The sequence below is a fragment of the Algoriphagus halophilus genome (assembly GCF_041729275.1).
GTDB classification, from domain to species: domain Bacteria; phylum Bacteroidota; class Bacteroidia; order Cytophagales; family Cyclobacteriaceae; genus Algoriphagus; species Algoriphagus halophilus_A.
Genome location: NZ_CP146486.1, coordinates 664,588 through 689,227, shown reverse-complemented (window position 1 = coordinate 689,227; position 24,640 = coordinate 664,588). Strand labels below are relative to the sequence as shown.

General features: G+C 40.0%; 16 protein-coding genes and 3 pseudogenes. 6 read left to right on the top strand and 13 right to left on the bottom strand.

From position 1 onward, the window contains the following. Positions 1 to 21 precede the first annotated feature (21 nt). Together V8V91_RS03660 and V8V91_RS03655 are read left to right on the top strand one after the other, a co-directional pair. On the top strand, positions 22 to 1,710 hold the full coding sequence (locus tag V8V91_RS03660) for an AMP-binding protein (RefSeq protein ID WP_373398817.1): 1,689 nt from the start codon (positions 22 to 24) through the stop codon (positions 1,708 to 1,710). A gap of 119 nt (positions 1,711 to 1,829) precedes the next feature. Next, positions 1,830 to 2,324, top strand: coding sequence for a hypothetical protein (locus V8V91_RS03655; RefSeq protein ID WP_373398815.1), 495 nt, complete (start codon positions 1,830 to 1,832; stop codon positions 2,322 to 2,324). On the opposite strand, the gene V8V91_RS03650 is transcribed toward V8V91_RS03655, so the two are convergent. From V8V91_RS03650 to uxaC, 5 genes and pseudogenes are all read right to left on the bottom strand, one after another. After that, entirely contained in the window at positions 2,317 to 3,249 is a 933-nt protein-coding gene (locus tag V8V91_RS03650; protein ID WP_373398814.1) for a UDP-glucuronic acid decarboxylase family protein, read from the bottom strand. The two genes, V8V91_RS03655 and V8V91_RS03650, sit on opposite strands and share 8 nt — an antisense overlap. A 100-nt stretch (positions 3,250 to 3,349) precedes the next feature. Continuing rightward, positions 3,350 to 3,916 carry a sugar O-acetyltransferase gene (locus tag V8V91_RS03645; RefSeq protein ID WP_373398812.1) on the bottom strand — a complete coding sequence of 189 codons (567 nt, stop codon included), beginning with the start codon at positions 3,914 to 3,916 and terminating at the stop codon, positions 3,350 to 3,352. Beyond that, positions 3,913 to 5,086, bottom strand: a pseudogene (gene uxuA, locus V8V91_RS03640) (mannonate dehydratase). The gene V8V91_RS03645 and the pseudogene uxuA overlap by 4 nt, the downstream one beginning before the upstream one ends. Before the next feature lie 77 nt (positions 5,087 to 5,163). After that, positions 5,164 to 5,982 carry an SDR family oxidoreductase gene (locus V8V91_RS03635; protein ID WP_373398811.1) on the bottom strand — a complete coding sequence of 273 codons (819 nt, stop codon included), beginning with the start codon at positions 5,980 to 5,982 and terminating at the stop codon, positions 5,164 to 5,166. A 2-nt stretch (positions 5,983 to 5,984) separates the two neighbouring features. After that, positions 5,985 to 7,429, bottom strand: a pseudogene (gene uxaC, locus V8V91_RS03630) (glucuronate isomerase). Between the two features lie 177 nt (positions 7,430 to 7,606). Here uxaC and V8V91_RS03625 point away from each other — a divergent pair. Together V8V91_RS03625 and V8V91_RS03620 are read left to right on the top strand one after the other, a co-directional pair. Next, on the top strand, positions 7,607 to 7,951 hold the full coding sequence (locus tag V8V91_RS03625; RefSeq protein WP_373398810.1) for a LacI family DNA-binding transcriptional regulator: 345 nt from the start codon (positions 7,607 to 7,609) through the stop codon (positions 7,949 to 7,951). Then, positions 7,900 to 8,628 carry a LacI family DNA-binding transcriptional regulator gene (locus V8V91_RS03620; RefSeq protein WP_373398808.1) on the top strand — a complete coding sequence of 243 codons (729 nt, stop codon included), beginning with the start codon at positions 7,900 to 7,902 and terminating at the stop codon, positions 8,626 to 8,628. The genes V8V91_RS03625 and V8V91_RS03620 overlap by 52 nt, the downstream gene beginning before the upstream one ends. Before the next feature lie 80 nt (positions 8,629 to 8,708). On the opposite strand, the gene V8V91_RS03615 is transcribed toward V8V91_RS03620, so the two are convergent. The 4 genes from V8V91_RS03615 to V8V91_RS03600 form a co-directional block, all read right to left on the bottom strand. After that, positions 8,709 to 10,379, bottom strand: coding sequence for a RagB/SusD family nutrient uptake outer membrane protein (locus tag V8V91_RS03615; RefSeq protein ID WP_373398806.1), 1,671 nt, complete (start codon positions 10,377 to 10,379; stop codon positions 8,709 to 8,711). A 6-nt stretch (positions 10,380 to 10,385) separates the two neighbouring features. Continuing rightward, the gene (locus tag V8V91_RS03610; protein ID WP_373398805.1) at positions 10,386 to 13,403 is read right to left on the bottom strand and encodes a SusC/RagA family TonB-linked outer membrane protein; all 3,018 of its coding nucleotides are present in this window, start codon (positions 13,401 to 13,403) and stop codon (positions 10,386 to 10,388) included. A gap of 384 nt (positions 13,404 to 13,787) precedes the next feature. Beyond that, positions 13,788 to 15,134, bottom strand: coding sequence for a Gfo/Idh/MocA family protein (locus V8V91_RS03605; protein WP_373398804.1), 1,347 nt, complete (start codon positions 15,132 to 15,134; stop codon positions 13,788 to 13,790). A 13-nt stretch (positions 15,135 to 15,147) separates the two neighbouring features. Further along, positions 15,148 to 16,530 (bottom strand): DUF1080 domain-containing protein, encoded by a 1,383-nt coding sequence (locus V8V91_RS03600; RefSeq protein WP_373398802.1) that lies wholly within the window; start codon positions 16,528 to 16,530, stop codon positions 15,148 to 15,150. A gap of 170 nt (positions 16,531 to 16,700) precedes the next feature. Here V8V91_RS03600 and V8V91_RS03595 point away from each other — a divergent pair. Beyond that, a pseudogene (locus tag V8V91_RS03595) lies at positions 16,701 to 17,859 on the top strand (class I SAM-dependent RNA methyltransferase). Positions 17,860 to 17,921: 62 nt separating this feature from the next. Here the strand turns inward: V8V91_RS03595 and V8V91_RS03590 are convergent. The 4 genes from V8V91_RS03590 to V8V91_RS03575 all read right to left on the bottom strand — a co-directional run bounded on the left by V8V91_RS03590 (position 17,922) and on the right by V8V91_RS03575 (position 23,293). Further along, complete coding sequence (locus tag V8V91_RS03590) at positions 17,922 to 19,433, bottom strand: DUF4301 family protein (RefSeq protein WP_373398800.1); 1,512 nt, start codon at positions 19,431 to 19,433, stop codon at positions 17,922 to 17,924. 96 nt (positions 19,434 to 19,529) lie between these two features. Next, complete coding sequence (locus V8V91_RS03585) at positions 19,530 to 19,952, bottom strand: LytR/AlgR family response regulator transcription factor (RefSeq protein ID WP_373398799.1); 423 nt, start codon at positions 19,950 to 19,952, stop codon at positions 19,530 to 19,532. 324 nt (positions 19,953 to 20,276) lie between these two features. Next, complete coding sequence (locus tag V8V91_RS03580) at positions 20,277 to 22,100, bottom strand: sensor histidine kinase (protein ID WP_373398798.1); 1,824 nt, start codon at positions 22,098 to 22,100, stop codon at positions 20,277 to 20,279. After that, positions 22,097 to 23,293 (bottom strand): histidine kinase, encoded by a 1,197-nt coding sequence (locus V8V91_RS03575; RefSeq protein ID WP_373398797.1) that lies wholly within the window; start codon positions 23,291 to 23,293, stop codon positions 22,097 to 22,099. The genes V8V91_RS03580 and V8V91_RS03575 overlap by 4 nt, the downstream gene beginning before the upstream one ends. 331 nt (positions 23,294 to 23,624) lie before the next feature. Between V8V91_RS03575 and V8V91_RS03570 the strand changes: the two genes are divergently transcribed. Then, entirely contained in the window at positions 23,625 to 24,635 is a 1,011-nt protein-coding gene (locus V8V91_RS03570) for a hypothetical protein (RefSeq protein ID WP_373398796.1), read from the top strand. The last annotated feature ends 5 nt before the right edge of the window (positions 24,636 to 24,640 follow it).

Sequence of the window (24,640 nt, the reverse complement as noted above, 5' to 3'; positions counted from 1 at the left end):
AAATACCCAAAATACATTGAAATGAAGGATTTTCCCTGGTTTAAACATTACCCTGAATCGGTAGATAAAATTGTAGACTGTGAAGCCTATCAAAGTGTTCCTGAGCTATTTGAGGAATGTGTAAAATTATATGGCCCAACCATCGCTTATGAATGTATGGGGAAAACACTTTCATTTAATGATTTAGATAAGTATTCTTCCTATTTCGCCAATTACCTGATTCACGTATTGAAGTTGGAAAAAGGAGCTAGGATAGCCATTCAGATGCCCAATTGCCTCCAATATCCCGTAGTCATGTTTGGAGCCTTAAGAGCTGGGATGATTGTTGTCAATACCAACCCATTGTATACTTCCGCGGAGATGAAGCATCAATTCAATGATGCTGGAGCAGATGTCGTGGTGATCTTAGCCAATTTTGCTTTTAACCTGGAGAAAATCAGGAATGAAATACATGCAAAGAGAATTATAATAACAGAACTTGGAGATATGCTTGGGCTGCTCAAGGGTACCCTGGTCAATCTAGTGGTCAAGCACGTAAAAAAAATGGTGCCTAGTTATTCTTTGCCTGGGGCTGACTCTCTAAAATCTGCCTTGGACCAGGGAGCTGAGTATGAGTTTAGAAGCTCCAAAATCACTCTAAAAGAAACTGCATTTTTACAGTACACTGGAGGAACGACCGGCGTTTCCAAAGGAGCAGAATTGACCCATGGGAACATCATTGCAAACATGCAGCAGATTTCAGCTTGGATGAAGCCTAAATTGAAACCTAGAGAGGAGGTAGTAATCACCGCACTTCCGTTGTATCATATTTTTGCGCTGACGGTAAATTGTTTGGCAATGCTGAAGATCGGAGCACACAATGTGTTGATTACGAATCCAAGGGATATGCCTGCATTTTGTAAGGAACTTTCTAACCACAAATTCTCCGTCTTCACTGGGGTTAATACCTTATTCAATGGCTTATTGAACCAAGAATCATTTAGAAATCTTGATTTTTCCCACCTGAAAATCGCCGTAGGAGGAGGGATGGCTGTTCAAAAGTCAACCGCCGAACGATGGAAAGAAGTGACTGGAACACCATTGGCAGAGGGGTATGGACTGACGGAAACTTCCCCAGTAGCCTCTTGTAACCCCATTGATGGGACGGAGCGTAATGGGACGATTGGTATTCCTCTTCCAAATACAGAATTAATAGTGATGGATGATGATGGGAAAGAATTGAAAGTAGGGGAGCGAGGAGAAATCTGCATCAAAGGCCCTCAAGTGATGAAGGGATACTGGAATAGACCCAAGGAAACGGCTGAGGTCATGAGAGGAGAGTGGTTTAAATCAGGCGATATCGGAATCATGGATGAAGATGGCTTTTTTAAAATTGTGGACCGGAAGAAAGAAATGATTTTGGTCTCTGGCTTCAATGTCTATCCCAATGAAGTGGAAGATGTGATTGCTTCATGCCCTGGTGTGTTGGAAGTAGGAGTGATCGGTATGCCTGATCCGAAGTCTACTGAAAAAGTGGTTGCTTTCATTGTTCCTAATGATAAATCCTTAACCGAGGAAGCGGTAAAAGCCCATTGTCTTGAATCCTTGACCAATTACAAATGCCCAAAAGAAGTGTATTTCACTGATGAACTTCCGAAATCCAACGTGGGAAAAATTCTGCGGAGGAAAATCAAGGAGGCTCATTTAGAGAAATTGGGCATAGAAAATTGAAGTTTTAACGAGTTTTATTCATAGAATTTATAGAGCCCATTTCTCAAAGAATGGGCTTTTTTTGGCCCTGTAGCGTTTTGGAAACTTTACCCGTTATTGCTTTAAACTCATTTATTCCCATGAAAAAACTGTTTTTACTTTCTTTGATTTCCATTTTATTCATTTCATGTGACAATGAAGATTCTGATCCAGATAGTATTGTGGGAAAATGGGAACTGGTTGAAATCTACAATCCCTGGATTGGTGAAAGCAGCTCAGAGTTTGTCAAGGAAAATTTTCAGACCTATCGGTTTTACTCCAATGGGACTTTTGAAAAAACCAGAATTAGTGGAGGAGAGGACTTGAAAACTGCTTCAGGTGATTATACTTTAAGACAAGTGCCTGCCTACAGCTCCAGTGATGCCAAATTGTATGTCAACTTGGAATTTAAAGAAGGAGATGTGATCACCAATAACTGTGGTCAACCAGATAAAGAACTATTGGTATTACGCTTCAATAATCAATTGAATAATTTTTCTGCCACTCCTTGTGATGGACCTGGGTATATTTTTGAAAAGATTAAAAAAAGCCATCCTTTGGAGATGGCTTTTTGGATTGGAATCCAATCTAAATGATTTCTTCAAAATAGTTGATGGTCTTGATCAACCCATCTTTCAATGCGACTTTTGGCTCCCAACCCAACTCTTCTTTTGCCAAATCGATGACTGGCTTTCGTTGCATGGGATCGTCCTGAGGCAAAGGCATAAATACCAATTTACTTTTGCTATTGGTCAAGTCAATAATTTCTTGAGCCAATTCCAACATGGTAAACTCTCCAGGGTTACCAATATTTACCGGTCCAGTAAAGCCATCCCTGCTGTTCATCAATCGGTACATTCCTTCGATATTATCATCTACATAGCAGAATGACCTGGTTTGTTTTCCATCACCATAAATGGTGATGTCTTGATTTTTTAAAGCCTGAACGATAAAATTTGAAACCACTCTACCGTCATTTGGATGCATTCTTGGCCCATAAGTATTGAAAATACGCATGACCTTGATCGGTACTTGGTGCTGTCTGAAGTAATCGAAAAACAAGGTTTCTGCACACCTCTTCCCTTCATCATAGCAAGCCCTTGGTCCTAAGGTATTCACATTACCTCTATAAGATTCAGGTTGTGGGTGAATCTCAGGATCTCCATAAATTTCCGAGGTACTAGCTTGTAAAATTTTGATTTTGAGTCTTTTGGCCAATCCTAACATATTCATGGCACCAATCACTGAGGTTTTGGTAGTTTGAACCGGATCAAATTGATAGTGAATTGGGGAGGCAGGACAAGCTAGGTTATAAATTTCATCTACCTCCACATATAAAGGATGGGTGACATCATGACGAAGTAATTCGAAATTTTTGTTATCAAGAAGGTGGTGGATGTTTCTTCGGTTTCCTGTGAAAAAATTATCAACACACAAAACTTCATTTCCTTCCTTTAAAAGTCGGTCACAAAGGTGGCTTCCAAGGAATCCTCCTCCGCCTGTTACTAAAACTCTTTTCATTTATTTAATTCAAAAGATATAACTATTGCAAGCCAAAAATAGGGAAATGTTTTTCATTTTAAACCCTCACCTGATATAAGGACAGAAAATAGCAGATAGGCTATTCATTTGAGGAAGGAACTTCTTTGATGAACTTGGCAGGATTTCCTCCGACGATCACCCCCGGTGGGACATCTTTGGTAACCACTGACCCTGCAGCAACAATGGAATTATCCCCAATAGTCACGCCAGGACAGATAATTGAACCACCACCAATCCATACATCAGAGCCAATGGTAATGGGCTTGCCGAATTCCCAAAGTTCACCTCTTGCCTTTGCTTGTGTAGGGTGGGTAGCGGCATAAAATTGAACATGGGGAGCCACCAGGACCCGATCTCCCATTTTCACTGGAGTGACATCCAGCACGACACAGTTGAAGTTGAAGTAACAATCATCTCCCACTTCAATATTGTATCCATAATCGCAGAAGAAAGGAGGCTCTATCCAAACATTTTTTCCGGCTTTTCCCAATAACTCTCTAACCAACTGCACCCGAAGCTCAGGGTCTTCGGGTGCAGAATCGTTCAGTTTTTTAAGAAGTTTTCGGGCATGCATTCTGTCACCAGTTAATTCTGGATCAGCGGCGAGGTACCATTCTCCTGCAAGCATTTTCTCCTTTTCTGTCATTTTGATTTACTGTAAAGTAGTGCAGCTTCAACTCCTCTGATTTCTGCCAGACCTTTGAGTCTTCCGATGGCAGAATACCCCGCGTTGGTCTTTTTGTTCAGGTCATCCAACATTTGATGTCCGTGGTCAGGTCTCATGGGAAGGGATTTTCCTCTTTTTCCTGAACCTTAAGGATTTCATCTATGACTGCCACCATAGGAACATTTCCGTCCAAATGATTATCCTCAAAGAAATCCCCGTTTTCTTTTCTTCTGGTACTTCTCAAATGAATAAAATGGATATGATCCCCGAATTCAGCGACCATTGCTGGAAGGTCATTGTCCGCTCTGACTCCATAAGAACCGGTACAAAATGTTAAACCATTGTAAGGGCTAGGCTGGTCAGTGATCAACCTTCTAGCATCTGCTGCAACAGACACCACTCTAGGAAGTCCAAAAAGAGGGAATGGGGGATCATCCGGGTGAATTGCCAAATAGACTTTGTTTTCTTCAGCCACCGGTACAATTTCATCCAGGAATAACTTGAGGTGTTCGGCTAATTTAGGCGCATCAATTCCGGCATAGGTTTCCAACATAGCCTTAAATTCTTCGAGGGTATAGCCGATCTCTGAACCCGGAAGTCCTTTTAAGATATTGTCGATGATCAATTGGTGCTTTTCGGGATTCAAGGCATCATAATAAGCCTTGATCTCTTGTATCTCCTCTGGGGAATATTCCGCTTCTGCACCTTCTCTTTTCAAAATGAACAGGTCAAATGCCTGAACCGCTTTTTCTCAAACAATAAAGCCTTCGCCCCATTCGGAAGGGTATGAAATAAGTCGGTTCTGGTCCAATCCAGAATAGGCATGAAGTTATAACATACCGTATGAATTCCTACCGTAGCAAGGTTTCGAATGCTTTGCTTATAGTTTTCAATGAGCTCTTTAAAATTCCCTGTTCTGGTTTTGATTAACTCATGAACTGGAACGGATTCTACTACTGACCAGGTTAATCCTGCTTTTTCAATAATGTCTTTTCTTTTTTGAATCTCCTCAATGGTCCAAACTTCGCCATTGGGAATATGATGCAAGGCAGTGACAATTCCAGATGCTCCCGATTGGAGGATATCTTGAAGACTTACTGGGTCATTTGGGCCATACCAACGCATGGTTTGCTCCATTTTATAGGCCATAAAGCTGAGGGTTATAGGTTAATACTTGGTATTTCGAGTTGGACAATTTGCGCAATTGCCGATGCTTTTACAATTTCTTATACGCCTGAATAGGCACTGAATCCCCCATCTACTGGGATAATGGTTCCGGTTACAAATTCAGAGGCATCACTGCAAAGCCATTGAAGTGCTCCTAATAAATCTTCCGGCTTTCCAAATCTTGCCATCGGAGTATGCGTTTTTATTTGGTTTCCTCGCTGCGTAAGGCTTCTGTCAGTTTCCGTTAACAAGGTCCTGTTTTGTTCAGTCAAGAAGAATCCTGGAGCAATCGCATTGACCCTAAAACCCGGACCATGCTTGGAGCAGAGTTCTACAGCCATAAATTTTGTAAAATTGTCAATAGCTGCTTTTGCAGAGGCATATCCCAACACTCGGGTCATGGGTCTCGTTGCAGCCATAGAGCTGATATTTAGGATGTTCCCTTTGTTTTTTTGAAGCATTAGTGGCAACAATGCCTTGGTGGGTAGTACGGTTCCTAAATAATTTAAATCCACTACTTTTTTCAAAGAATTGGTGTCTAAATCCAAAAAGCTTTGATCAGGAGTGATGACTGCTCCAGGCATATTACCTCCTGCGGCATTGATTAAAATGTCTATGTAACCATGATCTGCTTCAATTTGGGCTACGATACCCGCAAGGTCAGTTTCATTGGTTACATCCGCAATATAGCCCCAGGCTTTTCCTCCTTCGCTTATCACTTCAGCTACCAATTCTTCTACTTTAGCCGGAGTCCTGCCAATTACTAAGAGGTCAGCCCCTTCTTTGGCCAAGTGAATACTCATGGTTTTGCCTAATACTCCGGTTGCTCCAGAGAAAGCTATTTTTTTTCCTTTTAGGGAAAAGATGGTGTTACTCATAATTAAAACTTGATGTTAGTTGGATGGAAGTCAAAGTAATTCTTGGCATTTTTATAACAAATATCTTCAATGATTTTACCAAGCCATGCTTCATCCCATGGTAATTCTCCGTTCTCTACATCCTTCCCAAATAGATTACATAATATTCTTCTGAAGTATTCATGTCTAGGAAAAGATAGGAAACTTCTTGAATCAGTCAACATGCCAATAAAGCAACTGACCAAGCCCATGTTGGAAAGGGTATTGATTTGTTTTTCCATCCCATCTTTCTGATCCATGTACCACCAACCTGAACCGAATTGAATCTTTCCTTTGATAGATCCATCGTTGAAGTTACCAATCATCGTTGCCAAGACTTCGTTATCTCTCGGATTGAGGTTATACAGAATTGTTCTTGAAAGTTGATCGGTGGAGTCCAATGCATTGAGGTATTGAGCCAAGGCTTTTGCCTGATCAAAGTCACCAATTGAATCAAAACCGGTGTCAGGGCCTAGTACCCCAAGCATTCTGGTATTGGTGTTTCTCAATGCACCCAAGTGAAATTGCTGTACCCAGCCTTTGGCATGGTACATTTTGGAAAGCTCTTTTAATACTCGGTATTTAAAGAAACTTACCTGCTCTGGTAGCAAGGAGTTTCCATAGCGAAGCATTTCCAATAATCCATCCATATCATAGGAAAGATCATTTTCGAAATAAGACAAATGCTCTAGCCCATGGTCAGACACCCTACATCCTCTTTCATGAAAATATTGTACCCTCATTTCCAGGGCCTGAATCAATTCTTCAAAAGTATGAATCAACTTTCCAATGGTTAATTCACCGAGTTTGAGCAGGTATTGATTGTAGGTTTCTAAATTTTCTACTGCATAGGCTTTATCTGGGCGAAATGCAGGATACAAATCCAAATCGCTTTCTTTTTGCTGAATTGTACATGTTCTTCCAGCGTATCAGTAGGATCATCCGTTGAACACACTGTTTCCACATTCATTTTCTTCAGAAGGGAACAAGTAGAGAAATCCTGACCTTGCAGCATTTCTGTGGTTTGATCATAGATCCTATTCGCATTTTCACCAGTAAGCAATTCCTCAATTCCAAAATATCGCTTTAGCTCCAAATGAGTCCAATGGTACAAAGGATTCCTTAGGGTGTAGGGTACAGTTTCAGCCCATTTTTGAAATTTTTCCCGGTCAGTAGCATCTCCCGTGATATATTTTTCAGAAATCCCAAGGGTCCTCATTGCCCGCCATTTATAATGGTCTCCGGCTAACCATATTTTTGAAATATTTTCAAAGGTTTGATTAGAATTAATTTGGCTAGGAGGGAGGTGATTATGATAATCTATGATGGGTTGATTTTTAGCATACGTGTGATAAAGTATACTGGCATACTTATTTTGTAAAAGAAAATCTTCTGACAAGAATGCTTGTTGAGTTTCTATTGTTTGCATAAACTGGGGTGCTCGGTCCTAAGGGGTTTAAAAGACTTCAATTTACCTTGATTTATGACCAATTTCGGAAGAAAATACGCAATCGTTTTCGATTTTATATAAGCGGGATAGGGGAATACCAAGGAACCTTTGTAATTTATTGCCCAATTTCTATTAACCCAAAATAAATTCTATAGGATGGTTTCCGGTATAAGTCTAAAGGAGCTGGCTGCTGAGCTTAATCTAGCGCCCTCTACGGTTTCGAGAGCTTTGAATGATAGCTACGAAATCAGTGAGCAGACCAAGAAAAAGGTCTTAAGTATGGCTGAAAAGCTGAACTATCATCCCAATCCTTTTGCAAGGAGTCTAAGGGAAAATAAAAGCAAAACCATAGCCGTAATTATTCCTGAGAGAATCAACAATTTCTTTGCTCAAGTGATTGATGGAATTGAGTCGATCACCCAGGAACATGGATACCATCTACTGGTTTATTGTACCCACGAAGATGTGGAGAGGGAAAAAAGATTGTCTCGGTTTTATTGAATGGAAGAGCAGATGCCATTGTCATGTCTGTTTCAAGTCAAACGAGCGATATTTCACATCTCAGGAAATTGTACGACAGAGGTTTGCCCATCTTGTTTTTTGATAGAATCTGTAGTGAAATACCTACCACTAAATTTATCACAAACGATTATCAGAGTACTTTAGAAGCGACGAGACACCTGATTCAACAGGGGTGTAAACGTCCTGCTTTTTTAATGCTTTCTGAGGATATATCGATTACCAAAGAGAGACATCGGGGTTTTCTAGCTGCCTTGAAAGAGGCGGGGATTGAACATAATCCTGAATTCAGCAAAGTTTGCTGTCAAAAAGAGGAACGGAATATTGAGATTCTTAAAGAACTTTTGTCTCAAGAAAACAGGCCAGATGGCATCTTGGCTTCCGTAGAAAAATTAGCCTTGGCCACCTATCAGGCGGCAAAAAAGGCTAATGTGAGAATCCCAGAAGATTTGAAAGTAATCAGTTTTTCAAATATGGGGATTGCGGGTTTGTTAAATCCTTCGTTGACTACCATTTCCCAACCAGCTTGTTGTATAGGAGAGGAATGCGCTAAAATCCTGATGAAAAAGTTGACCAAAGTCAATCAACCTGATTTGCCAAATGAGGTGATTACCTTTCCTTCCAAGCTTACGATTCGTGCATCCACGATGGCAGAATAGTTTTAGTTGTTACTAAAAACCCATAAAAAAAGCTGTTTCGAATTCGAAACAGCTTTTTGCATTAACAACCCTATCAACAATTAATAACCAGGGTTTTGAGGGAATGCACTTGCATTGCCTTCAGCTCTATCTATTTGGTTTTGAGGAATCGGTCTCAACACGTGGAAATCCTGGATGTTGTCGGCACCTTGAGGATTATAAGCTCGCACTCTTTCAACCAAAATCCCCCATCTTTTAAGATCCAACCATCTGCTTTGTTCACCGATTAATTCTCTTTCTCTTTCCTCGGTGATAAACTCAAAGGTCAATTCAGATTCAGAGATTTCCATCGCAGCTTCTTTTCCTGGGTAAGCAGCTCTTCTTCGGACCATATTGATGTTTTCAGTAGCAGCAGCCATTTTACCTTGACGGAATTGAGCTTCAGCTAACATAAGATAGGTGTCCGCCAATCTAAAGGCGATATAATCTCTACCTCCTGCAAATTGAGTTCTATCCGCTCTTCCTGGATCCATGTGTTTTCTAAGTGCTGGAAACAATCGCTCTGTATACAATTCCGGAGTCAAAACCTGATAAGGGTATTTAGCTCTTTCTGACTCAGGCATATTATAGCCTGGTAGCCACATCGTGGTATCACCAGCAGCAAAAGTTACGGTCTCTTTGGACTTGTCAAATGTGGTATTGTAAGTTCCTGGTCTGTTGGAAAGGAACACATCTCTATAGGATTTATAGTAACGAGAATCATTTTCACGATCAGCAAAAATCACATTCAACGTATAATCGGTTGGTCTATATCTTTTGAAAGGTCGACCATTTTCAGTATCTCTAATCATCCCTGGCTGAACATCATATTCCATCAAGAAGAATACGTGTGCATTATTTCCTCCTCCAGTTGTCAAAGGATCATAGGTATATTGAGTAGACCAGATTACTTCATCATTGATTTCATTACCAAATGCATGAACATCTCCAAAGTCCGGTAATAAAGAGAATCCGTAATTGTCGATGACACTTTGAAATAACGTTTCTGCTTTGGAAAAATCTGAGGCTTCTCCAGCTTCCGAAGTAGCTCTGGTAAGATAGACTCTACCTAGTAAGTGCTCAGCTGCAGGTCTTGTTGCTCTACCATAATCCGTTGATTTTGCTTTTGCTTCCAGATTTGGAATAGCTTCTTCTAAATCCTGGATGATCGCAGCATATACTGCAGAAACCGATGCTCTTGTCACCTCTTTGGTAGGAACAGATGTTTCGGAAAGTTGTAAGTCCACTCCACCAAATAATTGAACCAAGATGAAGTAATGATGGGCTCTAATGAACTTCGCCTCGGAAATTCTTTGTAACAACACTTCTTGAGGTACTCCTGTTACTTCTGCAGATCTATCAATTACTGCATTACAGGTGTTGATTCCTGCGTAAAACTCATCCCACAATTGCCGTACATGACCATTCTGAGAGTCAAACTGGTTCGTGTACGTGTTCATGAATTTCCAGGAACCATCTGCACCATTCGTATAGGTGTCTGTACCGAAAATGGTGAAGTTATTACCTCTTTCAGTTCCGTACCAAGCTCTCATCGTACTGTACGCTGCATTTACCCCATCATTGAGCCCTTTAGGCGTGGTGAGGTAGTCATTTCCAATTTGTGATACCACATCCTCATCTAGGAATCCGCTACAAGCGGACATGGCTGAAATCCCAATTAGGAGGGCTGTTGATTTAGCCCATGTGTTTATTTTTATTGCTAATTTTTTCATTATCGATTAGAATTTTGCATTAATACCAAATGTGAAAGAAGTAACCGCAGGAGATACGTTGGAATTGACTGTTCCTGCCGCAACGCCTTGTTCTCCATCCATAAACACTTCAGGATCTATCCCTTTGTACTTGGATCTATATTCTGCAAAAATGAATGGTTGTTGAATACTAGTGTAGATTCTAAGGCTTTGAAAACCGATTTTGTTCACCATTTCAGGAGTGAAATTGTAACCGAAATTGATGTTTCTCACTTTGATGAATGATCCGTCAAAATACTGCATAGAGCTCGCGTATTTGGCGCTTTCTTGGTTCACGTTTGGACGAGGGAACTCATTGGTCGGATTATCAGGAGTCCAATAATCAATGTCTAAGTTGTTATATCTTCCTGCCAAACTGTTGTTGCTGGTGTGGAACTGAGAACGGATCATAAATCCGAATCTACCATACAAGAAGAAAGAAAGATCAAAACCTTTGTACGTGAATCGGTTGGTCATACCCAATGCAAAATCAGGAACCACAGAACCTAGGAATTGTCTGTCATCCGCATTGATTTTGCCATCTCCATTGAAGTCTTCAATCTTGATTTCTCCTGGTTTGTCACCAAATGAAGTAGCTAGATCAGTCTCGGATGTTTGCCAAATACCGATTTTATTCCAGTCATAGAAGATGGTCAAAGGTTGACCGATGAATCTTCCTGCTGAAATATCATCTCCATTAGGCAAGGAAATGATTTCTTCCCTGTTTCTATTAAAGATGAAGTCTGTAGACCACATGAAATCACCTTTTTCAATGTTCAAGGTAGATAGGGTTAATTCTAGACCCCGGTTTTGAGTTTCACCAATGTTTGTGGTAAATCCTCCGAATCCAGTGGAATTTGGTAGTGGTTGTGGAGCCAGCAAGTCAGAGGTATTGGTAATGTAATATTCCAATGAACCAAATATTCTGCTTTTCCATAGTGCGAAATCCAATCCCAAGTTGAAAGTCGTTGAAGATTCCCAACGTAAGTCTGGATTACCGATCGTATTTGGTCTGTATCCATATGCCGCTGTGTTGTCATAAGCATAAGAAGTTCTACCTAACAATGCCTGAGTTTGATATGGATTGATCGCTTGGTTACCGATGGATCCATAAGATACTCTAAACTTCAACTGATCCACAGTGGAAGAATTTTGCATAAAGCTTTCTGAGTGGATATTCCAACCCAAAGCAACAGAAGGGAAATAACCGAACTTGTTGTTTTCACCAAATCTAGAGCTACCATCCGCTCTCAACGTCGCAGTCAAAAGGTACTTGTTTTTGAAATCATAATTTACCCTTCCCATGAAGGACATAAGAGCCCATTCTCTCAAGTTGGTATTCGCACCTGTAATTAAAGAGGCGTCCCCAAGTCTATGGAATAATTGAGATTCTGCAGGAATACCTTGAACACTTACCGTAGTTTGCTCATAACGGTCTTTCTGAATAGACTGTAGAGCAGTAATATTCAAGTTATGCTTTTCATTAAAGCTCTTGGTATAGGTAAGGATGTTCTCCAACGTATAGTTGAATGTGAATTCATCATTTACGCTACCAGTAGCATCACCACCACGTCTTGCATTTGTTTGGGATCCAGTGAATCTTCCAGCTCTACTAATGGTGATATCTGGACCAAATACCAATCGGTAATTCAAGCCAGGAATGATTTCATAATTGGCAAAGATGCTATTGAAGATTCTGTAATTTTTGGTCAAATCTTGTTGAGCTCCCGGTACAATTTCAGCAAATGGGTTGGTTCTTAGACCATCCGAAGTAGGTAAGAAGATGATGTTTCCTTCGTCATCAAAAGGTTTACCCAATGGGTTTTCTGCCAAAGCACCACCTAGTGGGTTAAAGTTTTCTCCATTTCTTTCACTAAAGGAAACCAAAGTAGAGGTACCAAATTTGATTTTCTTGTTGATAGTGTGGTCAATATTTGCTCTGAAGGTATAACGGGTATAATCTTGATTTTTAATAACACCTTTATCATTAAAGTAGTTAGCAGAAACGAAGAAAGTGGTTTTATCTGAACCCCCACTTACACCCACTTGATGGCTTTGAATAGCGCCATTTCTTAATAAACCGCCTACATAATCAGTACTTCTTCCTAAGGCAATGCCTTCTAATTCAACAGGCTCAAACAAGGACTCATCGGCCTGTGGAGTGGCAGGTCCATCAGGATATTCACCACTGGCTCTTCTGGATTCTCTTTTATATTCTGCGAATTCAGGTCCATTGAATACATCGATTCTTCCCAATTCTTTGTTTACACCATAATAAGAATCAACGGAAACGATTGTTTTGCCTTTATTCCCTCTTTTTGTGGTGATCAAAACAACCCCATTTGATCCCCTAGAACCATAGATAGCTGTTGCAGATGCATCTTTTAAAACTTCCATAGATGTGATATCCTGAGGGTTGATATCATTTAATCCGCCCACTACTGGAATTCCATCAATCACGTATAAAGGTTCATTGGAGGCGTTGAAGGATCTTCTACCTCTAATTCTAACCTGTGGTGCTGATCCGGGCTTAGATCCTGGTTGAGTGACATCCACACCTGCAGCTCTACCTTGTAAAGCTTGTCTAGCATCTGTAATTGGTAATTCCTGGATCTCTTTGGATCCCACAGATGAAATTGCTCCTGTCAATTGACTTTTCTTAGCAGTACCGTAACCAACGACTACTACTTCTTCCAGATCTGCTAGATCAGGATCCAGTGTAACATCGATCACTGACTGGTTTCCAACAGATACTTCTGTTGGAGTGTATCCTATAAAGGAAAAAACCAAGGTTTCGTTACTAGATGCAGCGATCGAATACTTTCCATCTAAATCGGTGGTTGCACCTCTAGTGGTACCTTTCACCAAGATGGTAACTCCCGGTAGGGGAAAACCAGTCTCATCTAGAACGGTACCTGTTACTTGAGCTTGTTGCGCAAAAGTGTGTGTTACACCCGAGAGCAAAAGCAGCACTACCATTAGGTAAGTGTAAAATTTAGGCCTCATAGTTTTGGGGTTTAAGTTGTTAAAAAGGGTTTAGGAATAATATCTAGTAACCGTTAGAAAAAATATCCGTGGTTATTAGAATTAATTAATTATCAAATTATGGTAAAAAAGGAATGTATTCAAGCATGTATAGTGATACATTTACGCAATCGATTGCGCAATTATAAATGGCAAAAAATCAGAGGATTGGAGGTAGGGTATGAATTTTAAAAATTAGCTCAATTATTTGTGTTTTTTACAAATAATGAGTTTAGTAGATGCTTAAATAAAAATAAAAAGTATGTTTTATTGACTTATTGATTTAATGTAGTTTATACAATAAAAAACACCTGTTATAAATTATATAAAGTATAACAGGTGTTAAGTAATAATAAACTAGAGAAATTATAATTTTGGCGGCTCCCAACCTTTTTCATATTCCCTTGACCAAAGGGCTTGGGCTTTGGAAGAATTGGTGATGTGCCCATTCGATGGATCACAAGTCAACGATTCACCGGTTCGATAAGAAATATTCGCTAAGTGGCATAATAATGTGCTCACAGCACCTTCTTCTATGGTAGAATTCTGCTTTTCGGTTCCTCGAATCGCTTCAAAGAAATTGGCCACATGAATGGTACTCATATCACCCCCACCACCTAACTGGGTACCTCCCTCATTATTGGCAGATAAATTTTCCTTCACCAGTTTTCCTGATCGATCGAATTGTTTGTATCCACCTCGATCTACATAAACCGATCCTTCTGAACCGTAAATGATGGTTCCTCTATCTGAGCCATAGGTGCTATATCCGTTTCTACTTTTTCCATCCCATTGAATTACGCTTCCATTTTCAAACTCATAGGTAGACTCCAATGTGTCATACATGGTCCATCCGTCTTCCGGAAAATGGAATTTTCCGCCCACGGTTGAAACTTTACTTGGGTAATTTACCTGAAGTGCCCATCTGGCTACATCCAATTCATGGGTGGCATTGTTACCAGTTTCTGCAGTTCCGTAATCCCAACCATACCAATGCCAATTGTAATCCCAGGTATTATGGGTGTAGGCACGTCTAGGAGCGGGACCCTGGAACATTTCCCAATCCAACCCTTCCGGTGGAGCTGTAGGAGTGGGGTTCACTACTGCACCTCTATTATTACTATAGAATGCTTTTGCCATGGAAACTTTACCTATGGCCCCTGCATGAATGGCTTTGATAATCTCAATACTTTCGGGTGCAGACCGTTGCTGATTTCCCATCTGAATGACATTGCCGTATTTTTTCTGGATCGCAATAAGAATCTCACCTTCTTTGGGGTTGTGGCTACAGGGTTTTTCTACATATACATGTTTACCCCGCTCAGATGCCAACCAAGTGCCAGGCGCATGCCAATGGTCTGGAGTTGCATTGATTAAGGCATCCACTTCTTTGTCCTCCAAAACCTTCATGATATTCCCTTCCAGTTTGGGTTGATAATCAATATGCTTGGAGAAGTTCTGCGCTGCTTTGGTCATTTGAGATTCCATGACATCGCATAAATACATCAAATTCACATTGGTTTTTGGAAGTTTAATCGGCTCATAATAGGCTCCTAATCTCCTTCCTAAACCCGCAATAGCAACATTGATTCGCTCGTTTGCGCCAATAATATTTCCATAACTTTTGGCTGAAAAACCTAGACTTCCCAAAGCAGAAAGGCCCACAGTTGCCGCGGCAGATTTTTTGATAAATTCTCTTCTATTGTTTTTCATGTTCGTTTTGGGCTTATTTTAACGTTTTAATCTTGATATTCTTGAAGCTAACTTCATTCCCATGGTCTTGTAATAAAATGTGACCTTGATCTGCTTCACCGAAATTGTCCCATTTGGCATACTTACTTTTAGCAACCAAATCTCTGTATTCCTGGGAACCTCTGTCATATTCCAATACTTTTACCCCGTTCAGATAATGAGTGACATGATTGTTTGGTTCTACTACCACACGTCCTTTGTTCCATTCTCCAATAGGTTTGATGAAACGAGGTTGTTTTTCAGCAGTTATTAGGTCATACAGGCTGGAAAGTGTTCTATTACCTGCAATTCCCATTTTAGCATCTGGATGTTTTTCATCATCTAATATCTGGTATTCCAATCCGATAGCAGAACCAGAGTTTCCTTCAGATAAGGTAACAAAATATTTCAATCCACTATTTGCACCTTCTGTAAGTTTGAATTCAAAACCAAGGTCGAAAGCAGAATATTCCTCCGTCGTGACAATATCTCCAGCATTGGTGGATTCACCTCCGTCAGAAGCTGCTATGGTTAAAATCCCATCATTGACGGACCAGCCAAAATCAGGGAACGTTTCTTTGTAAGCACCTTTCCATCCTTCAGAGTTTTGTCCATTGAAAAGTAATTTCCAACCGGTATTCTTTTCATATTCTGTCAGTTCATTCAATCGGTTGTTCACCACATAAATAGATTTGTCAAATGGTTGAGGATCAAGGTTGGTGGTTTTGATTCTCACATTTTTGAAATAGGATTTATTTCCTTCGTCCTCAGGATTTCTGATGCTATGTACTTGTAATCCAATGAATCCTGTTTTATCGGTGTCATCTACCACGTAAGCTACTTCTTGGCCATTTAACCAAGTCTTGATTTCATCTCCGATGACCTCAATTCTATAATGGTTGAATTCCCCCATTTTGAAAGCAGATTTGGCTGCGGGGTTCAGATCCAAAGGATATAACCAACCTCTTCTAGCCTCATCATACACTCCGGCAGACCATGCTCGCTCGCTTGGGTCTGCCTCTATCTGATACCCATATACCAATCCTTTCCCATCTCTTCCTGCTGGATCAAATTGGCCACGGGCCATGATCCCTGAATTACTGGTCATATGCTCTACTTTTAGATCCAACTCCAAAATAAAATCTCCAAATGTCTCTTCAGTGATTAGAAAAGTATTCGGCGAACCTGCTACAGCGGAACCTTCTATAACACCATCAACCACCTCAAATGTGGCCGTTCCAGCCACCGGTTTCCAACCAGTAAGATCCTTACCATTGAACAGGTCTCTCCAATCATCTTCTACTTTTGGCTCCGTTGCACAACTAATTAAAGTGACACCAGATAGCAACAAGATGAAAAGGGTTTTTATTTTTTTCATAAATTTTAATTTTTGGGATTGGTTAAAATTCCTTATTTCAAGCATTCCGAACAACTTCGATAGTGTCCAATTTACGCAAACGTTTGCGAGTATTTGTTGAAAAATAAGATGAATGAAAGTTCAGTTTTTTGAATGGATTAAGAATCGGATGAACTTTCTTACTTTTGCGCATGCTTGATTTTGACCAAAGAGGAAAAGTATTTATTACTTGTAAAGATCGTTTTGCCTCCTACCTCGAGAAGGAAGTTCGTGAACTGGGCTTTGTTCCTGAATCCATATCCAGGACAGGGATAGAACTTAAGGCCAGTTTGGAAGAGTGTATGGATCTGAATCTCCATTTAAGAACGGCCTCCCAAGTACTTTTTGAGATTAAATCCTTTTACCTGCAAGATGCAGACGATATCTATCGAAAGATTAAAGCAATTCCTTGGGAAGAGTTTTTAGATGTAGATGGATATTTCTCCGTGAATTCGGTTGTGGACAACGAGAGTATCAATAATCCTATGTTTGTGAATGTTCGGGTGAAGGATGCCATCGTGGATCGGTTCAGGGAAAAACAGGAAGAAGACCCGATTCAGGATCTGATTTTCAAGGATTGGTTTTACAACTATACTGGAAAGACAGGCAGGCTTCCATGTATATCAATACCTCTGGAGAAACGATCGCCAAACACGGATACCGGAAAATCCCAGGCAAAGCCCCTATGTTGGAAGCCTTGGCAGCGGCTACTATTTATGCGACGGAATGGAATACCCGCGTACCATTTGTCAACCCCATGTGCGGTTCAGGGACCTTGGCCATTGAGGCAGCCTTGATGGCCACCAAAAGATACCCTGGTTTGTATCGTGACCATTATTCTTTCCAATATATTTTAGGGTATCAAGAAGAAGCATTTTTGGCCAAAAAGAGAAAATTGGAAAACAAAATCATGGAAGTCCCTGAAGTGAAAATCATCGCTTCTGATATTTCATTACAGGCAATTGCTTTTGCCAAGGAAAATGCCATCGTGGCCGGAGTGGATCATATGATTGAGTTTCAGGTTTGTGATTTTGCAGAGACAGAGATCCCAGAACGACCCAGGGGAGTGGTGATTTTCAATCCTGAATATGGGCAAAGACTTGGAGAGTCGTTGGAACTGGAAGAGACTTATAAAAGGATGGGGGACTATATGAAGCAGAAATGTGCAGGATACAGAGGTTATATTTTTACAGGTAATATGGAGTTGGCTAAAAAGTAGGGTTGAAGGCCAGTAGAAGGATTGAGTTCTGGAATGGAACCATTGATTGCCGACTTCTGAAATATGATCTGTACGCAGGTAAAAAAGCATAAATCTAAAATCAGAAGTCAGAAGTATGAATTTTTCATACTTCTGACTTCTGACTTCATTATTTTTATTGGTGTTCGTCTCTTAGTAAATCATTGACAGTTTTTACCGGATTGAAGGTGATGATTGGAACCTCTACGAACAAGGTATTCCATCCGGCCATGGCTCCATTCCAAAGTCCCGGTAATTCCAATGCTTTTAGCTCTTTTCCACTTTTTGACTTTTCGGTAATAAATCCGGTCATCATATCCCGGTATTTTAATAAATCAAAATCATTGCCTTCAAAGTCCTTGGTACCACAGACTAAATCTACCGGGTTAAAGTGGGTAGATCCCTGGAAATGCTTCTTAGCTTCAGGATCATTTAAGTCTATCTGAGCAGTTTCTGCAATCTGTAAAGAAAGTGATCCATCCCCCTCTTTCACCCAAAATGGTCCTCCTCCTGGTTCCCCAGTGTTTTTCACCATTCCACATACCCTCAGTGGTCTGTTCAATTTAGACTCTAAATAAGCTGCTTTTTCTGTTAAAGATTTGCCATCATAGGAGGTTGGGAATTTAACTCCTAAATGGTGTTTTAGCACATGTTCAGCATGGCTGACAGCGGCATCATCCTGTTGGTTCTTTAATCTCAACAAGGCTTCGAAAACCCGTTCCTGAATTTCCAGCAAGAGTCCTCCGATGGCCATTTTGTAATCTTTGGTATCTCCTTTCAATCGATCAGGCACCACATTATCAATGTTTTTTATGAAAATGAGGTCAGCAGATATATCGTTTAGGTTTTCCAACAAAGCCCCATGTCCTGCAGGTCTAAACAGAATACTACCATCCTCTTCCATAAACGGCGTATTGTCCATATTGACAGCAATGGTATCCGTAGACTTTTTTTGTTGGGAGTAACTGATGTCGAAATTGATTCCGTATTCTTTTTCCAGTTTAGGTAAGATCGATGCGATCTCCGCCTTGAATTTTGATTCATGCTCAGGCGATACTGTAAAATGAATCTTCACCGTATTCCCAGCTCCGGTTGCATACTGAACCCCTTCGATCAGATGTTCATGTGCCGGAGTTCTGCGCTCATCAGGGTAGGTATGGAATCTCAATAAGCCTTTTGGAAGGCTTCCATAAGCCAAACCATCAGCGTCTAGCAATGCGGCTAAAATTCCTTTATAATCCTTGCTGTCCAGTTTTTGGTTGATACTACTTCCCTGGGATTGTAAGGCCTCATTCAAATCATCATAAAAGGCAAACTTTTCGATGTTGTTCATGAATTTCTGAACAAAGGCAGATTTGCTTATATCTCCATCTCCTTCCAGAAATGCAAAAAGATCTTTAAACATCCTCGAAGCTGCGCCACTTGCTGGAACAAATTTGACCACTTCTATTTGGGAAGCCTTTTCGGGGTAAGTGTTTTTAAAATGGGATAATTCCTTTTCACTTAATACTTTGATGCCGTTCTCAGGAGTGGCAGGTGCTACTATTTGTAAAAAAGGAAAGCCATTTTCAAAATGGCTAATTTGTTGTTGAACAACTTCAGGATTCATTCCCTGAGACAAAATCTTTGATTCTAAGCCTGCGTCCATGGTATTTGGGTTGAAATAATGATATGTTAAGATAGCAGGCTATTTTACTTTGCTCAAATTTGAAGCAGGTTTTTTAAGCAATATTTCAAAATTTATCTAGATCCCCATCCTTTTCATAAAGGCATCTCTTTTTGAGTTGGAAATACTCACTTGTCTGTCATTATTCATTACGATGTATCCACCCTCAGATTTTACAAACTTCTTCACTTCCCCCAGATTGATTAAAAAACTATTATGGACTCTCATGAAATTCATCTCTCCCAACAGGTTTTCATACTCTTTCAGGTTTTTACTGACCACCAGTTTTCGGCCATCAGTTAAGTGAAAATCGGTGTAAGAACCATTGGCCTCACAATAGCTGATCTGATTGGTTGGGATAAATTCTATTCCTTCCGAGGTAGCCAAACAGATTTTTCGGTTCTCCAAAGTGGGAGTTTGAAAGTTGGATAATAGGTTCTCTAACAGATGTTGCCTTGATTCTTCCTGAACCAGGCTTTTGGCCTTCTGTACCGCCTCCAATAATTCTTCCAGATCAATCGGTTTTAACAGATAATCTATTGAACTGAATTTGATGGCTTTGATGGCATAATGTTCAAATGCTGTCGTGAAGATTAAGTGAAAGTTTAAATGTTTAATTTTTGTATCACGTCAAATCCAGTCCCTGTCTGCAATTCAATGTCCATAAAAACCAGGTTCGGTTGGTAGTTGGAAATCTTAGTTATAGCCTCCTCAACATTGGAAGCAGTATCAAGAACCTCTACCTCCGGACAGTATTCTTCTAAAAAGTTTTGAGGGTTTCCCTACTATGGAATTCATCCTCTACAATAATCACTTGCAATGGTTTCATTGTTTGGGAATTTTAATGGTCACTTTTGTTCCTTGCTCTAAATCTTCAAAAACTATTAGGTCTTCTTTAGATGACCATTTCGTTTCTAATTGAAGACGCTCATAGGTTAAGCCCATGCCTCTAGATGGTCGGTAATTGGTTCCTTTCATTTTTTCAGCTGCCACTCTTCCTATTCCATTGTCTTCCACCTCGCATAAGATATAGTCACCCTTATCAAAAAATCGGATGGTTAGCTTTCTGTCCTCCGATTTCTTGGCGAGCAGGCCGTGTTTGATTGCATTCTCTACAAAGGGTTGAATGATCAACATGGGAACCTCCTCATAGCAGATATTGGAATCTTCAGGTAAGATGACCTCATAGGTAAATGCGTGTTCAAAGCGGAGGGACTCCAAGTCCAGGTATACCTTTAAGAGCTCAATTTCCTTTTCTAGGCTTACATGTACATCCAATGAATTTTCCAGAACCTGCCGAACAAATTTGCTGAATTTTGCCAGGTATTTTAAAGCGGGTACTTTTTGTTCACTACTTATCAGATGCTGAATGGAACTGAGACTATTGAAAATAAAATGGGGATTAATTTGAGCTCGAAGTGCGCCTAATCTGGTCTGAAATGCTTCCGATTCTGCCGCATGTTTTTCCTGACTGATTACTTTGATTTTATAAGAAAGGCCTAAGGCGAAAATGGTGCTTTCTATTGCCGAACCTGTGATCATGTAATCCAGATCCAGCAAAAACATGGTCAATAAAGCTCCAGTGGTAAAAATAAGGGTTCCCGCAATGACGAAATAGACCAATTTGCCTTGGTACACCTTCCACAGATAGGCTACGCCTACAAATGCAAATGTTGCCATAAAATACCTTTGCCAGTTCATTAGGTTGGCTTGGAAGGCATCGTAAGGATCATGATAAATCAAAACACTGACAAGAACAATCAGGCTGGCTAACAAAAGCACGATTCCTTTTACTATCCGATCAAATTTTGGGAGGTATTTAGGGAAATCTAAAAAATGCCTGATAAAGAGCATGTAAAAAGTATTGATTAAAATCTGAGAAATGGAAGTGAGCCAAAAGAAAAAGTGGTAATGACCATATCCGAAATTGACTGCCAGCAAGGGACTGATCCTCGAATAATAGATCAGTTGAAATAAGAGAAATAAGCCATAATAAATGTATTGGCGTTCTTTCATGTTAAAAAATAAAATCAGATTAAAAACCATCAATACGGCTGCCACTCCTAAAAAGAAGAAAGCAAGAACCTGACTTTTGAAGGAATTGTGGCTTATATATCCGGAAAACAGCTGGTGTGCCTCCGGTGAGCTGATCGAAAATGTTTTATTGGAAAGGTCAGGAGTGGCCCTTAAATAATGAGTGACCAGGTATATTTTGGATCCATTTATCAATTCATTCTTAGAAATACTGATGAAAAATGGACTTTCAAGGTTTGTTCTTTTTAAATCATTTTCCCCCATGATATTGAAAACCAAAGGAGTTAGCCTACTATTTCTGACAATGAAAAGATTCCCTTTTTCCACTCCATAGGGATAAAAATAAATCGAGTCTTGAATGTTGTTTTTAGAGATTGCCTCTGCCAAATCAATTTCAAACCAATAGTGATACCCCTGCTTCGCAATCCCAAGATTTTCTGTGGTTTGAAAAAGTCCTTGGGTTGAATAATCCATGGCCTGATTGATGGATATGGCAGAGTCTATTTTGAAAACAGTGGGATAGACCAGAACTCGGTAGGTGGGGCTCCTTTCCTGTGCCGAAAGTTGAAAGGTGAAAAATAAAATAAAAAATAAAGAAAGGGGAAGCTCTTTCATGGATTGGCTAAATTGGGAAAGATAATTTGAACAGATTTTAGGTAACTGCCATTACCAGGGTTAACCTCCTCAAATACCTTAGATTTTATTTCAAAAGGTCTGATTTCATTCAATATTCTGATGTACTCTTCCCAAGGGGTTAGACTGTTAAAGTAGCTCGGATTTTCATTAGGGCCGCTCAGTTTCTTTTTGTTGTTTATCAACACATTGAATTTAATCTCAGAAGTTGAAATATGAAAACCCAATTCTATTTCTGAATGACCATCTGATTGAGAGATCTGTTCTTCAAGTAAGTTTTCAATCAGACTTTGGACAATGATGGACGAGATTCTTGCATGGGGGAATTCCTTTAAATTACCTTCAGATAGGGAATAATTCAGCTTTTCTCCATACCGTAATTTTTGTAATTGTAAATACCAATCCAACATTTGTAATTCATCCTTCACACTGACGGATTCTTCTGAAAGTTGACTCATAAAATAGCGAAGAAGCTTCCCGAAAATGCTTAGAAATCTCAGGGATTTACGTTTGTCTTCTAATAAGATATAATGTTGGATCGCATTTAAGGAATTGAACACAAAGTGGGGACTAAGTTGAGCAGAAAGGGCTTCCATTTTTAGCCTAGAAGCCTTTTGTTGGATTTTCCATCGCTCGAATTCCGATTCTTTGATGGATTTTAAAGCTCTGATTCTAGCTATTTGTCCGGCATAAATGGAGGCAACAGCCAACAGGATTTTTAGGTGTTGGTCCGTAAAATAATTTGCTTGGGAGTGTTCACTGTCAATAACACCAATCACTTTTCCTTCAAGCATAATGGGTACCGCAATTTCAGAAAGACGGAATTCGTCATCTTTGATATACTTTTTATACGTCCTGGTATCTTTAATGATCAATGGAAGTCCTGTGCTGGCCACTTCTCCGGTTACCCCTTCTCCGATTTTCACCTTTAGGGCGTTAATGATTTCATTTCCCTCAGGGTTTTTAGGTCCAAATGCAGCTTTTTGCTCCAGGTATTCTTTGTTTTCATCCACCAAATAAACCACTGCATCCTCAAAGCCGAGTATTGAGATACAGTTTCTGGTCATATCCCACAGAATTTCTTCCTCCGTCTCCAAGTCTCCCATGGAGTTGGAAAAATGAAGTAGTATATCTTCAATATGGGATGCGGAAATATGTGATTGTAGATTGTTCAATTCCTAAAATATAAATTCTAAGCTGTTTTTGGGCTTGTATAATGTTCCAATATACCTCTAAACCCGATTCAGAATCCTGAACTTTAATGGTTGGACCTTTTCAATTGATGGATGACCTTTTTTGATTGATAGCTGTAGAAGTTGCCTATTTGTGCCCTTAAAATCAAGTAGATAAGCGTAAAATTCAACTATCAATTGATATGGCTTTTTCATCAATTGGATAGACTGTTTCATCTATTTTGTCCAAATACCTGTGCGAAAGGTATCTATGTTTGAATCGTCGGAAGAGAAAAGCTCTTCCAAAACGAAATCAATCAAACTTTAAATAATCATGAAAAATTATCTTTTTATCATTTTTTTAAGCGCCATTATTTTAAACACTTCATGCGATTCAAGAACAAATGAAGAAGCGTTATTTGCGGATGTAGACCAAGCCGTAGAATTAAGTGACCCCAATGCCAGAATGGGATCATCCTCTGGAGGAATAGGATCAGGTAAAGCCAATTTTAATTATGGAATAGCTGAAAATGCCTATCAAGGAGTGATGACCACACTGCCCCCTTCCAAAGTAGAGGAAATGGTAAGAAGTAGTAGGTCCCGAGAATTCTTCCTAGCATCCATGATTAGGAAATCCATGACAATTTTTGATTCTACCTTGATTAAAAGAGGAGCCACTTTCAGTGATGCAGCAAAAAGAAACCATTCAGCAACTGCCGGAGACGAGCATGAAATTGAATATGATATTGCCAAAGGACCATTGGCTGCTATTTCAGGATACTTGAAAATAGGTGATATCAAAGGAGAATCCACAGATAAGGAATATCCTTTCGCTAAAATTTTCAGTGGAAATGGAGCTACCAGTGCTCCATCCCGAAGCCCTTGGGAAGATAGTATCCCTCCGATCAAAAAGCCCGAGTTGGAAGAAACTGCTGAATTTGTTTTGGGATTGAATGCTAGAAACATTGATCCTATTAGCTTGGACCAGGCAATGACTGAATTAGAGATTGGCTATGGAGTAGATCCTGTGGCAGTAGGCTTGTTACTTCCAGCAGTTCAAAGCGCCAGAGAGGCTGCAAGAAAATCCAATGCCCGGGGAAAGGCCGATATTTTAATTGAATCTTTAGGCTTTTATGGCCTTGATTTAGAAGATGATCTTAGCAATATGTACAAAATTGGAGGGATGGGATCCATTGGAATGCTTGCTAGTGAAAAGTATGATGCATCAGGGGATGTAGATTGGGCAACCATTCAACTGAACAGGAAGAAATTCGAGGTCGAAATGTTCTTCCTTTGGTCTAGATTCTGGGAAAACAGCCAGTCTTCACCGACTTCAGGTAGATAAACTAG